The sequence below is a fragment of the Brevibacterium sp. 91QC2O2 genome (genome assembly GCF_024580695.1).
GTDB classification, from domain to species: domain Bacteria; phylum Actinomycetota; class Actinomycetes; order Actinomycetales; family Brevibacteriaceae; genus Brevibacterium; species Brevibacterium moorei.
Map to the genome: position 1 here is coordinate 1 of NZ_JANIJY010000031.1, position 13389 is coordinate 13389.

The 13389-nt window shown below is 68.8% G+C and carries 11 protein-coding genes; 7 read left to right on the top strand and 4 right to left on the bottom strand.

Annotated features, from left to right (window positions below):
* Positions 1–215: 215 nt before the first annotated feature.
* Together NQ036_RS14330 and NQ036_RS14335 are read right to left on the bottom strand one after the other, a co-directional pair.
* Positions 216–950 (bottom strand): hypothetical protein, encoded by a 735-nt coding sequence (locus NQ036_RS14330; RefSeq protein ID WP_257050020.1) that lies wholly within the window; start codon positions 948–950, stop codon positions 216–218.
* Positions 951–1137: 187 nt separating this feature from the next.
* Positions 1138–1896, bottom strand: a complete 759-nt coding sequence (locus NQ036_RS14335) for an MgtC/SapB family protein (RefSeq protein WP_257049733.1) — start codon at positions 1894–1896, stop codon at positions 1138–1140.
* Between the two features lie 243 nt (positions 1897–2139).
* Here NQ036_RS14335 and NQ036_RS14340 point away from each other — a divergent pair, with 243 nt between their 5' ends.
* The 5 genes from NQ036_RS14340 (at position 2140) to NQ036_RS14360 (ending at position 8795) form a co-directional block, all read left to right on the top strand.
* A complete protein-coding gene (locus NQ036_RS14340) occupies positions 2140–3351 on the top strand; it encodes an Nramp family divalent metal transporter (protein ID WP_257049760.1) in 1212 nt (403 codons plus the stop codon).
* A 191-nt stretch (positions 3352–3542) separates the two neighbouring features.
* The gene (locus NQ036_RS14345) at positions 3543–5105 is read left to right on the top strand and encodes an ABC transporter substrate-binding protein (protein WP_257049735.1); all 1563 of its coding nucleotides are present in this window, start codon (positions 3543–3545) and stop codon (positions 5103–5105) included.
* Complete coding sequence (locus tag NQ036_RS14350; protein WP_257049736.1) at positions 5102–6055, top strand: ABC transporter permease; 954 nt, start codon at positions 5102–5104, stop codon at positions 6053–6055. The genes NQ036_RS14345 and NQ036_RS14350 overlap by 4 nt, the downstream gene beginning before the upstream one ends.
* Positions 6052–6978 carry an ABC transporter permease gene (locus NQ036_RS14355; protein ID WP_257049737.1) on the top strand — a complete coding sequence of 309 codons (927 nt, stop codon included), beginning with the start codon at positions 6052–6054 and terminating at the stop codon, positions 6976–6978. Before NQ036_RS14350 ends, NQ036_RS14355 begins: the two co-directional genes overlap by 4 nt.
* Complete coding sequence (locus tag NQ036_RS14360; RefSeq protein WP_257049738.1) at positions 6978–8795, top strand: ABC transporter ATP-binding protein; 1818 nt, start codon at positions 6978–6980, stop codon at positions 8793–8795. Before NQ036_RS14355 ends, NQ036_RS14360 begins: the two co-directional genes overlap by 1 nt.
* 123 nt (positions 8796–8918) lie before the next feature.
* On the opposite strand, the gene NQ036_RS14365 is transcribed toward NQ036_RS14360, so the two are convergent.
* On the bottom strand, positions 8919–9479 hold the full coding sequence (locus NQ036_RS14365) for an HdeD family acid-resistance protein (RefSeq protein WP_257049739.1): 561 nt from the start codon (positions 9477–9479) through the stop codon (positions 8919–8921).
* A gap of 109 nt (positions 9480–9588) precedes the next feature.
* Positions 9589–11181 carry an amidase gene (locus NQ036_RS14370; protein ID WP_257049740.1) on the bottom strand — a complete coding sequence of 531 codons (1593 nt, stop codon included), beginning with the start codon at positions 11179–11181 and terminating at the stop codon, positions 9589–9591.
* Positions 11182–11216: 35 nt separating this feature from the next.
* On the opposite strand from NQ036_RS14370, the gene NQ036_RS14375 reads away from it, so the two are divergent.
* The gene (locus NQ036_RS14375; RefSeq protein ID WP_257059761.1) at positions 11217–12392 is read left to right on the top strand and encodes an HAD domain-containing protein; all 1176 of its coding nucleotides are present in this window, start codon (positions 11217–11219) and stop codon (positions 12390–12392) included.
* On the top strand, positions 12389–13357 hold the full coding sequence (locus NQ036_RS14380) for a glutamate racemase (RefSeq protein ID WP_257049742.1): 969 nt from the start codon (positions 12389–12391) through the stop codon (positions 13355–13357). The genes NQ036_RS14375 and NQ036_RS14380 overlap by 4 nt, the downstream gene beginning before the upstream one ends.
* Positions 13358–13389 lie beyond the last annotated feature (32 nt).

Sequence of the window (13389 nt, forward strand, 5' to 3'; positions counted from 1 at the left end):
TTGTGTGGGCTTGTAGTCACGGGTCATGAGTCCACGTGACCATGGGTATGGTCATGATGTGGTGAGACATGGTGGTCATGATGTTGTGAGACATCTGTGGTCACGATGTCCCGAGACTTCACAGCAGGTTCCGGGGCGCAGAATCCGCATGAACCGGTCACTCGATGGGGCGGGGCATCATCGAGTGGGAAAACACCCCCAGGCGCCCCGTACCCTCAGACCTCCCCGCGCAGCAGCGCACTCAGCTCGATATCGAGCCCGCGTTCGGCCAGCGCGGCGGCGTAATCGTGTTCATCGGCCAGGCGGAACATGACTTCCAGGGTGCGCACGGCCTCGGCCGCTTCCAGATCGGCGACCGCGCGCAGGGCGTCCAGCGAGCGCGTATGCCCACAGCGCACGGACTCGGCCCAGCACTGCCTGGCGCGGATCACGTCCCCGTCCAGGGCGTGGGCCAGGCCCAGGCGGAAGATCACCTCGGGCGCATGGTCGTCGCCGGAACGGGCCAGGCGGATCAGCCAGATCTGTGCCAGGCCCAGGTCACGGGCTTCGATCGCGTCCTGTGCCATGAGCGTCATCGCGCGCGGATCCGCGTGTTCGTTCGCCGCCCGCGTCCACCACTGGCGCGCGCGGACTATGCGGCCCTCGGCGCGGGCGATCCGCCCTGCCTCGACCATGGCGTCGACGTCGCCGGACTCCCCCGCTTTGCACAGCCAGAAGTCCGCGACAGCGTCACGGCCGGCGGCGCGGGCGATGAAGCCCAGGGTGCGGATGGCCGGGGCGCAGCCGGCCCTGGCGAGTCCGCGCATCAGATCGAGCGAGTCGTCGATCCGCCCGGCGGCCAGCAGGTGACCGGCGCGGGCCAGCTGCCCGGCCATAGCCTCGGCGTCCGAGGTGTCCCGCTGCCCCCAGGGGCCCTCGCCCGCGTCTCCACCGCGCGCCACCGGTTCCATCCACCCTCCTCCAGGTCCGCGAATCCGAATACAGAGTTAGCTTAGGCTTAGTTGGCTGTTCATGCCAGTTCCCACTCGCTGCCGGAACCCATCGGCGAGTGGGCGGTTTATGCAGCCACCGAGTCCGAAAACCTGCATGAACCGGTCAGTGGATGCCGCAGCCCAGCACCCAGTGTCCGGACACCCCTCAGCCCTCAACCTGCGCTGCAGGGGTATCCGCCGTATCGTCGTCGGAATCGACCACGGTGCCACGCAGCTCCAGGCGCTCGACACCGTCGAGCTCGGCCAGGGCGGACAGCAGGTTGCGCAGCGGCGGCTTGCCGAAGAAGCGCACGTCCACGGCCACCGCGCGCTTGCCGCGGATCGTGATCCGCCTGGTCTTGTCGATCGAGGCGGAGAAGCCCAGGTCCGAGGCGGTGCGCAGGATGTCGCGCAGCACCCCCGAGCCGTCCAGATAGCTGATCTTGACCAGCCTGCGCCGGTCCGGGTTGGGAATGAGCTTGAGCACCGGGGCGATGACCAACAGGATGATGAGCAACAGCAGCGTCATGACCGCGGCCAGTGGCACCATTCCGGCCCCGCAGGCCATACCGACCGCGGCGGAGACCCAGACGGTGGAAGCAGTGGTCAGGCCGCGCACCATGTTCCGGCCCTTGAAGATCACGCCGGCGCCCAGGAAGCCGATGCCCGAAACCACCTGCGCGGCGATGCGGGAGGGGTCCAGGCTGACATCGTGGCCCAGCACCTCCTTGAACCCGTAGGCGGAGACCAGGGTGAACAGGCAGGCGCCCAGGCCCACCAGGACGTGCGTGCGATACCCCGCGCTCTTCTGCCGCATCTGCCTCTCCAGGCCGATCAGCGAGCACAGCAGGAAGGCGGCCAGCAGCATCCCGGTCTGCTCGGCAAAGGCCGAGGACGCGATTCCGGAGAACCACACGGTGAACATCGGATCACTCTCCTCAAGGGTGGGAACGGGCGGCCCCGGGTGGCACCGACTCGGCAGCCGAATCCCTCGGAGTGCTCCCGCAAGGCCCCCTCAAGCATAGGCCACGGGCAGCGGCAGCGCTCTCCGAGATGCTATTGTTAGACCAGTCAAACATTCTTCTTCAAGGAGTCTTAATTGCGCGACGGATCCCCGACCGCCAAACCCCGCCACCCCTCCAGCGGCACCCTCCGCCTGCTCCGCCTCATGGGCCCGGCCTTCGTCGCAGCCGTCGCCTATGTCGACCCCGGAAACGTCGCGGCAAACCTGTCCGCCGGGGCCGAATTCGGCTACAAGCTGGTGTGGGTTCTGGTCCTGGCCAACGCCATGGCGGTCGTGGTGCAGTACCTGTCGGCCAAGCTGGGGATCGTCTCCAGGGCCAGCCTGCCCGAACTCATCGGCTCCCGCCTGTCCCGCGGCAAGCGGATCGCCTTCTGGATCCAGGCCGAACTCGTCGCAGTGGCCACCGACCTGGCCGAGGTGATCGGCGGCGCGATCGCCCTGAACATCCTGTTCGACCTACCGTTACTGCTGGGCGGGCTGATCACCGGCGTCATCTCCATGGGGATCCTGGCAGCCCAGGGCAAACGCCGCCAGCACGTGTTCGAACGCGTCATCATCGCCTTCCTGCTCATCATCGCGGTGGGCTTCCTGGCCGGCCTGGTCGTCAGCCCCGTGTCCTGGTCGCAGACGGCCGGCGGCCTGGTGCCCCGTTTCGAGGGCGCGCACTCCGTGGTGCTGGCCGCCTCCATGCTGGGCGCCACCGTCATGCCGCACGCCATCTACCTGCACTCGACGCTGGTCCGCGATCGCTTCGGCCATGTGCTCGAACCCGATTCAGCCGGGCCCAGGGCTCGCGCGCGGATCACCCGGCTGCTGCGCATCACCCGGGTGGACGTGGTACTGGGCCTGATCCTGGCCGGCACGGTCAATATCGCCATGATCCTCATCGCCGCAGCCTCCCTGCCCGGAGTCGAGGGAACCGACACCATCCAGGGCGCGGCCGCCGCAATCTCCGATCACCTGGGCGCGGGCGTGGGGATCGCCTTCGCCATCGGGCTACTGGCCTCGAGCCTGGCGTCGACCTCGGTTGGCGCCTACGCCGGCTCCGAGATCATGGCCGGGCTGCTGCACAAACACGTCCCCATCCTGCTGCGCCGGGTCGTCACCCTGATCCCCGCGCTGGCGATCCTGGCCGCCGGCGTGGACCCGACCTGGGCCCTGGTGCTCAGCCAGGTGGCGCTGTCCCTGGGCATCCCCTTCGCCCTCGTCCCCCTGGTCACCCTGACCGGGCAGCGACGGACCATGGGAGAGCGGGTCAACGGGCCGTGGCTGCAGGCTCTGGCCTGGCTGATCGTCGCGGCGATCATCGCCCTGAATGTGGCACTGGTCGTCATGACGGTGCTGGGGATCGGGTAGGCCGAGGACTCCCCCGCACCACCCGCGCCGACCCCGGTTCCGACAAACCAACTTGATATATCGGTAGAATCTCACTACCTTTGATGGGTAGATCTATGTGACGTATACCACCCATGAAATGGGGCGCTCACATACCGACTACCCGGACGAAGGCGTCACACCCGGCGCTGCAGGGAAGAGTGAGAACCACAATGCCACCAGCCCCCATCAACCGCCGCAGTATGCTCGGCGGAGTCACCGTACTAGCCGCCCTGGGGTTGCTCAGCGCCTGCTCCGGCCCCGGAGCGCAACTCGAATTCGACACCTCGGGACCGCCGCAGAAGGGCGGGACCCTGCGGGTCGGGATCACCGGCGGGTCCTCCGCGGACACCCTTGACGCCCACACCGCCACCAATCAGGGTGATTACGCCCGCACCCAGAACCTCTACGAATGCCTGGCCACCCGCGACCGCGAATACAAACTGCGGATGCGCCTGGCCGACTCCATCGAACCCAATGACACCGCGACCGTGTGGACCGTCAAACTGCGTTCCGGGGTGAAGTTCAGCAACGGCAGGCCCCTGGAGCCCGAGGACGTGATAGCCAGTTTCAAGCGGATCACCGATCCGGACAACCCGGGAACCGGGGCCGCGGGCCTGGCCACCCTGGACAAGGTGGTCAAGACCGGACCGACCACGGTGGAATTCCGGCTCAAGGCGCCCAACAGCATCTTCGACGACACCCTGTCCCAGGTCGACAACAACATCGTGCCGCGCGACTATGACCCGGACGAACCGGTGGGCACCGGCCCCTTCATGCTCGACTCCTTCGAACCCGGCCAGCAGACCACCCTGGTCCGCAACCCCCACTACTGGGACGGCGAACCTTACCTCGACCAGGTCCAATTGCTGAACTTCAACGACGACGACGCCGTTATCAATGCCCTGCTGAGCTCCCAGGTCGACTGCGTGGCGGCCATCCCAATGGCCCTGGTGAAGGTGATCGAGGCCGATCCCCGGATGAAGATCCTCGATTCCGTGACCGGCCGCTGGCTGCCCCTGACCATGCGGGTGGACCAGAAGCCCTTCGACGACAAACGCGTGCGCCAGGCCTTCCGGCTGGTCGTCGACCGCCAGCAGATGATCGACCAGGTCCTGTCGGGCTACGGCACGATCGGCAACGACATCTTCGCGCCGATGGATCCCGAGGGTCCGAAATTCCCCCAGCGCACGCGCGATGTCGAGAAGGCCAAACAGCTGCTGGCCGACGCCGGCTACCCGGACGGGCTGAGCGTCGAACTGGTGACCGCGCCCATCAATCCTGGAGTGGTGGAATCCGCCCAGGTCTACGCCCAGCAGGCCAAGGACGCCGGGATCACCGTGACCATCAAACGCGTGGACTCCACGACCTTCTACGGCGAGGGCAACTACCTGTCCTATCCGTTCTCCCAATCCTTCTGGAACACCAAGAACTTCCTGCCCCAGGCCGATCAGTGCACGGTGAAGGCCTCTCCGTTCAATGAGACGCACTGGAACGACGCGGACTACAACGAGCTGCTGGCCAAGAGCAAGGCCGCACTGGACCCCGCCCAGCGCAAGAAGCACATGGAGGCCGCCCAGCGGATGCTCTACGACGACGGCGGCTACATCATCTGGGGTTTCGCCAACAACGTCGACGCCTATCAGAGCTATGTGGTGGGCCTGGAGACCAGCGCCAGCGGCTATCCCCTGGGCCGCTATGCCTTCGCCAAGGTGTGGATCGGAGACGTGAAATGATCGCCAAACTCATCGCCAGGCGCCTCGTCTTCTCCGTCTTCATCCTCCTGGCCGTCTCCCTCATCGTCTTCTTCGCGACCCTGCTGCTGCCCGGCGATCCGGCCCGCGCCATCCTGGGCCAGCAGGCCACCCCGGAGCGCGTCGCCGCGATCAACGCGCAGATGCACCTGGACGAACCGGCCGTCACCCGCTATCTGATGTGGCTCGGCGGCCTGTTCACCGGCGATCTGGGCACCTCGGTGGCCAGCGGCGGCCCCGTCAGCGCCCTGCTGGGCGACCGGATCGCGGCCACCCTGGTGCTCATGGGCCTGGCGGCCGTCATCTCCGTGCCGCTGGGCGTGGCCCTGGGCATCTGGTCGGCCCTGCGCCGAGGCGGCCGGACCGATTCCGCCATCACCTGGGTCACGCTGTTGCTGGCCGCGCTGCCCGAGTTCGTCATCGGCATCGCACTCATCAGCATCTTCGCCACCTCCGTCTTCCGGATCCTGCCGGCGGTCACCATGGCCCCACCGGGCACCCCGGTCTGGACCCTGCCCAGCCAGCTGGTCCTGCCGACGATCACCCTGGCCCTGGTGGTCGCGCCCTATATCGCCCGGATGATGCGCACCACCATGTTGGAGGTGCTGGACTCCGGGTTCGTTGAAATGGCCAGGCTCAAGGGCGTGCCGGAGCGCCGCGTGATCCTGCGCCATGCGCTGCCGCACGCGATCGGGCCCGTCGCCCAGGTGATCGCGATCCAGCTGGCCTGGCTGGCCGGCGGTGTGGTCGTCATCGAATTCCTGTTCCGGTACCCGGGAATCGGCCAGGCACTCATCGACGCGGTGACCTTCCGCGATGTGCAGGTCGTGCAGGCGATCTCCATGCTGGTCGCCGCGCTCTACGTGGTCGTCAACCTGCTGGCGGACATCGCAGGGATCCTGTCCAATCCGAAGATCAGGAGCGCGGCATGAACACGAGGACCGATATGAACGCCCAGGACCCGGCACGGGACCGCGCGCAGAACGCCGCCGCCGACCCCGCGAAGGAATCGGCCAGCGCACACGTGAGCGCGGTACGCCGCGTCTGGGCCCTGCGCGAGGGCAGGACCGGCATCATCCTGACCGGTCTGGTGCTGCTGATATCCGTGTTCGGCCCACTGTTGGCCCAACCGCTGACCGGCTTCGGCCCCACCGAGTTCGCCGACAAGCCCTTCCAGGACTCGGGCATCTTCGGCACGGACGACCTGGGCCGCTCGGTGGCCGCCCGCTTCCTGGCCGGCGGCCTGCGGCTGCTGTGCTATTCCGTGCTGGCCACGGCCCTGGGACTGGCCCTGGGCGCACTGCTGGGCATCTTCGCCGCCTATGCCGGAGGGGTCGTCGACCAGATCATCATGCGCATCAACGATGTGCTCCTGGCGATCCCGCAGCTGGTCTTCGCCCTGCTGGCGATCACCGTGCTGGGCACCCACGGCTGGGTCCTGGTGACCGTCATCGGCATCACCCACGCCCCGCGCGTCGCCCGGGTCGCCCGCGCGGCCACCCTGGGGGTGATCGGCGAGGACTACATCCGCGCCGCCGAGATGTACGCGGTGCCGCGCTGGCGCATCGTGGTCCAGGAGATCGCCCCGAACATCACCGGCCCCCTGAGCGTGGAGGCCGGCCTGCGCCTGACCTATTCGATCGGCACGATCGCCTCCCTGTCCTTCCTGGGCCTGGGCATGCAGCCGCCGGTGGCCGATTGGGGCCTGATGATCAACGAGAACCGGATCGCCCTGTCGGTCCAGCCCTGGGGAGTGCTCCTGCCCGTCGCGGCGATCGCCGTGCTGACCATCGGCACGAACCTGCTGGCGGACGCGATCGCCCGCGCCACCGCCAATACGAATGTGGAGGCGTGATGACGCACGACGACAAGAATCCCGTGGCCGAGGCCGGCACCGCGAGTGCGGTACCCGGCGGCACGGCACCGGACAGTGCGGCACCCGGCAACGCCTCCGGCGCCGCAGTGCTCACGGTGGCCGGGCTGCGGATCGCAGCCGTGGGCGGGGCGGAGATCCTGCACGGCGTGGACTTCACCCTGGAGCGTGGTCAGCTGCTGGGCCTGGTGGGCGAGTCCGGCTCCGGCAAGACCACGGCCGGCCTGGCCTGCATGGGCCACTTCCGCTCCGGCCTGGAATACACAGGCGGGGATGTGCGCCTGTACCCGCGCGACGGCGGCACCGTCGAGGTGATGGAGCTGCGGACCGAGGAACTGCGCAGCCTGCGCGGGCACCGCGTGGCCTATATCCCGCAGGACCCGGCACTGTCCCTCAATCCCGCGATCCGGGTGGGCGAGCAGATCCGCGAGGTCCTCGACATCCACGGCTTCGGCTCCTCCGAGGCCGAACGCCGCTCCCGCGTCGCGCAGACGCTGGAGGACGTGGGCCTGCCGTCGGACCGGGCCTATCAGCGCCGCTGGCCCCATCAGCTCTCCGGCGGGCAGCAGCAGCGCATCGGCATCGCCATGGCCTTCGCCATGTACCCCGATGTGCTCATCCTCGACGAGCCGACCACCGGCCTCGACGTGTCCACCCAGGCGCACGTGCTCGACACGATCCGGGACATGACCCGCAGGCACGATGTCGCCGGTCTCTACATCACCCACGATCTGGCGGTCGTGGCGGAGCTGGCCGACCGGGTCGCGGTGATGCTGCGCGGCGAGGTGGTCGAGGAGGGCACCGTCGCACAGGTCATCCACGCTCCACAGCACGACTACACCCGCAGGCTGCTGCGCGCGGTCCCCGACCTGGCCGGGAGGAAGGTCCTCGGCGCCGAGGCCGGGCCAACCGCCGCAGCCGCCGGCGGGAGCGCGGGTCCGGCGGTGGCCGACGGCGAGCCACGCGGGAGCGCGGGTGCGCTGGTAGCCGAAACCGCCTCGGCTGCTGATCCCGAACACTGGCGCAATGCCAGCGAGCCGCGGCCCGAGGGCGCGGTGCTCGAGGTGCGCGATCTGCACCTGTCCTATGGTCCGGCGACGATCCTCGACGGGATCGACATGACCCTGCAGCAGGGCGAGTCGATCCTGCTGCTGGGCGAATCCGGATCGGGCAAGACGACCCTGTCACGGTGCATTGCGGGGCTCAACGACGATTATTCGGGCAGCGTGCACCTGGATGGGCGGCAGCTGGAGCGCAGCACCCGCAAGCGCACCATCGATCAGCGCCAGGAGATCCAGTACATCTTCCAGAGCCCGTTCTCATCGCTGAACCCGCGGCGGACCATCGGGCAGTCGCTCATGGTGCCGCTGAATATGAGCAAGCGCCTGCCTGCCGGCGAGCGCAAGAACGCCGTGCTGGAGGCGCTGGACGCGGTGCGCTTGGGCAGGTCGTTCTTCGACCGGCGCCCAGGCGACCTGTCCGGCGGCGAGAGGCAGCGCGCGGCGATCGCCCGGGCACTGGTGAATGCGCCACGGGTGCTGGTGTGCGATGAGATCACGAGTGCGCTGGACGTTTCGGTGCAGGCCTCGATCATCGGGCTGTTGCGCACACTGCGCGAGGAGCGCGGGCTGGCGATGCTGTTCGTCACGCACAACATCACCCTGGCCCGGCACGTGGCCGACCATGTGGCGGTGCTCAACCGCGGGCACATCGTGGACCGCGGGCCGGTGGACAGGGTGTTGGAGCACCCGGAGCACGACTACACCAAGCAGCTGCTGGCCGATCTGGCCACGCTGTAGGGGCCGCGGCCGGTGCTCGGAGACAGTGCAAGCGCAGATTCACATCGTGTGCGGGTATCTCCGCACACGATGTGAATCTGCGCTTGCGATGCTGCCTGTTCGGCTAGCTCACTGCAGCTGAAATCACTGCAGCTGGTCGAACTGGCTGCGGACCGTGGTCTCCACGCCGCGCAGCAGGATCCCCAGGAAGATCGTGACCACGCCGACGGCGGCGGCGATCACGCCCATGAAGATGGTGAACACGCTGGCCGTGAAAACCGGGAAGCACATGACGATGATGCCCACGATGATCCACAGCACGCCGGACAGGATGAGCATCCAGCGCGAGGCCCCGAAGCCCAGCCGGTCGGTGAACGAGGACACGATGTCGACGAGCCCGCGCAGCAGCAGCCAGATGCCGATGATCGTCATGACCACGGCGATCCCGATGGCCGGGATCAGCGCCAGCGACAGGCCGGCGAGGATACCCAGGATGCCCATCGTCATCACCATGCCGCGGCCCGGCGCCCCCTTGGCCTTGGCCGCCATGACGGTTTTGAGGATCCCGTCGACGATCGCATAGAGGCCGAACACGACGACGAAGGCGTTGGCAACGACCTGGGGCCAGAAAATGGCCAGGAAGCCGAAGGCCAGGACGACGATGCCGCCGATGATCATCATGGTCGAAAATCTCTTAGCATTCATACTTCAAGCTTACTTGCCGGTGCTTCGAATTTCACGAGGTGAGCATCACGGCTCGCCCCGCGTCCCCGGGACACTGCCGAACGCGGGGCGGAACACCGCCGGGTACCGCTCAGAACATCGGCGGGCGCGGCCAATCCAGCAGGTGCTCCAGCGCGGCGGCCACGGGGAAGACTGAATCATCGCGGTAGGGGTGCCCCACGATCTGCACACCCGTGGGCACCCCGGTCGACCCCAGGCCCGAAGGCACGGAGACCACGGGGCAGCGGTTGGCGATGTTGAACGGCACCGTCATATGTGCCTCCCAATAGAAGTCGTGGTGCCCATCGGGCCGCTCGATCCCGTCCAGATAGGCGTTGCCGGCCTCCAGGGCCTGCACCGCAGAGGTCGGGGTCAGCAGCACGTCGTAGCCGGCCATGGCGTCGGCGATCGCATTCTGCACGCGGGCCTCCAGTGCCATGCCGGCGAACATCGAGCGCTCACCGGCGGCCGCCCTGGTCTTGTCCACGAATACCTGCGCATAGTCCTCCAGATCCCCGAAGTGCTCATCGCCGCCGACCGCGTCGACCATGTACTCGGCCAGCACATAGCCGTAGTGCGTCATCGAGGCAGCCTGCACTTCGGTCAGGTCCAGGCCCACCGGCACCCATTCGACGCTCGCGCCCGCGCCCGCCAGGGCCTCGGCCACGGTGCGCAGGTTCTGAGCCACCGCCGGGTCCACCGCATAGCAGCCCAGGTCCGCACTGACCGCCACCCGCCAGCCCGTCAGGTCCGGGGCCGGGCCACGGCGGTCGGCAATGGCCTGGGCGCGCTCGTAGTCCAGCACGGGATTGGGCTCGGTGGTGCTCGCCTCGTGCGCGTCGATGCCCATGATGACGTTCGTGGCATAGGCGGCATCGGCCACCGAGCGCGCCAGCACATGGTCGCCGCGGTACCAGTCGGCGTTCAAGGGCTGGGTGCCGGGCGTGCGGCCGTACGGCGTCTTAAAACCCACCAGTCCGCAGAAGGCGGCGGGCACGCGGGTGGAACCGGCGATGTCACTGGCGGTCGCCAGGGGCCCGAAGCCCGCCGCGACGGCCGCACCGGAACCGCCCGAGGACCCACCCGGGGTGAACTCGGGATTGAAGGGATTGCGCGTGATCCCCCATTCGCGGGTCTGTGTGAAGGTCGCGCACGACAGCTCCGGAGTGGTGGTGCGGGCGAACGGGATGGCGCCGGCGGCCACCAGCCGGGCCACGATCGGCGCATCGGCGGGGGCCACCTGGCCCTGCCGACCCTGAGAGCCGCGGGTGGCGCTGTGGCCGGCCAGGTTGTGCTGCTCCTTGACTAGCAGCGGGATGCCCAGCAGCGGCTTGTCGGTGCCGGGTCCGCCCGGCCATTGGGCGCCCTCGGTTTCAGCCGAGGTGATGCCGGCGCCCGCGGCCGCCCTGCCTCCCAGCCCGGCCACCACGGAGCCGGCGGTGCGCGCGGCGGCGTAGGCGTCCTCGGCGTCGCGGGCCGCGGCCCTGGCGGATTCGGCCAGGGTATCGACGATGCAGTTGATCCCGCCCGTCTCTGCGCTGCCGTCGAGGGCCCCGATCCGGGCCAGGTGGGCCTCGAGGTAGTCCACCGGGGACAGCTCGCCGGTCCGGAACAGGGCCAGGGCATCGAGCACGGTCAGGCGGTGGAGGTCTGCATGGGTGTCGCTGAGAGTGTCGTCGGTCATATCGGCCATTGTGTCAGCCCTATAGACTCTTTGGGATGGGCACTGGGACGACGGAAGATGAGAATCGCCGCCCGACGGCCGGGTCTTCCGCGCGACACGCGGGGGATTCCGAGCGGCGGGCCGCGCGACACGTCACCGTATTCCTCGACGTCGACGGCGTGCTCAATTCCTTCCCCGTGCCGCCCCAGCGCTTCCGCGCCGAGAAGCGCCGCGCGGTCTTCGCCTGGAACTACGAACTGCACTACCGACCCCGGATCGTGAAGATGCTCGACCACCTGGTCGACACGCAGCTGGCCGATATCGTCTGGCTGTCCACCTGGTCCGACCGCTGCCGCACGGAGATCGAGCCGGCACTGCAGTTCAAGCACAGCTACCCCGCCATGACGATGCCCGATCAGTCCTACAACCGGCTGGCGAACGATCCACTGTCCTGGTGGAAGGCCCGGATCGTGCGCGAGTGGCTCGACGAGCACGACCACGACCGCGCGGTGTGGGTCGACGACGACCTGGTCGCACCCGGGACCAGGGAGTACTTCGCGGACCGCTACGGCGAGCGCCTGCTGATGGTCGCCCCGCCCTTTGCCACGGGCCTGACCGAGGAGCACCTGGCGCTGATCCGCGACTTCACCTACGGCCGCCCCCGCAGGGTCGCTCCGCGCACGCTGGAGCCGGCAGAGCCAGCGCGCAGGCACCGTAGAGTGGCCCACCCCGGCACGCTCTCGGGCGACAATCCGAGCGCCCGCGATATCGCGCTGGCACAGGCCGCACGGCGGCGGATGGACCACCCTGCTGCGGTTCCCGCGCGGGGATCCGGGGTCGCCCGCAGTGCCGGGGCTGCGCAAGGATCCGGGGCCGGGGTCGGAGCGGCCGAGGCCGCGCCCGGGTCGACTGGGCGCACGCCGGCTGCGCGCCCGGCGCCGGCCGCGACGAATGCACAGGAGCCGGCGGAGATACCGGTGCCGGCGCAGGACGCCGCAGAGCGTGAGCCCGCGCAGGGGTGGGCCCCGCATGGGACCTCGGCCACGGAGCAGGGGCGGGAAACGGAGCCCGACGTGACCTCGGCCGCGGAGCCGAAACGGGAGCCGGAGCAGTCGACGTCACGGGAAGAACTGCGGCTGCAGGGGAATCCCCGGCTGCGGCGTAAGCGTTTGGATGAAGAGGATCAGGGCGTTCAGGAGCCCGGACGGGTGGAGGGGGAAACACGGAGATGACGCTGAGCCTGCGCAAGAGTGTGCCGCACGAGCGGCCTGTGATCGGGGTGCTGGACTCCGGCCTGGGTCTGGTCGACTTCGCCGATGCACTGCACACTCGGCTGCCCGGCGCCGATCTGGTGCTGGCGATGGACCCGGATTTCGCGCCCTATGGGCGGTTGAGCCACGAGGACGTGGGCCGGCGCGCGCTGGCCAGCGCCCATGCGATCGAGCAGTGGGACCCCGATGCGATCGTCGTCGCCTGCAACACCGCGTCCGTGCACGCCCTGGATCTGCTGCGCGAGACCTTCGAACCGGGCATCCCGATCATCGGCACCGTGCCGGCGATCAAGGTCGCGGCCGAGGCCGGCAGGCCCTTCGCCGTCTGGGCCACCACCGCGACCACCGGCAGCGCCTATCAGCGCAGGCTGATCGAGGAGTTCGTGCCCGGCGCGGGGGCTTCCTTGCCCGGCGCGGGCGGAACCGACGTGCCCGCAGCCGGCTCCGGGCTGAGCCCCGCGGATGTGTACCCGGTGCGCTGTCCAGGACTGTCGCGCGCGATCGATGCGGCGGACCCGGCTGCGATCGACGAGGCCATCCTGGCCGGCTGTGCGGCGACCCCGGACGAGGTCGAGAACATCGTGCTCGGCTGCACCCACTACGGCCTGGTGACCGATCGGATCCTCAAACTGCGGCCACAGACCCGCCACCTGTTCGACTCCCCCGTCGCGGTCGCCGCGCAGACGGCCCGCCGCCTGGGGATCGACGAGGCCGGGAGCTCCGCTGGGACGCAGGGCCCCGGCGCGGACGGCCAGGGTGCCGGGGAATCCGTGGACACCGGCACCATCCTGGTCCCGACCCTGCCGCCGGAGCCCCCGGCACAGGGGAGGATTCTGGCCACCTACATGTCCGGCCGGGCCGAGCCCCTGCCGGATGCGGTGTCCCACTTCGCCGCGGGCCGCCGCCTGCTGACGATGAACGGCTGAGGACTCGACCCGAATACGTGGCCCTGCACACG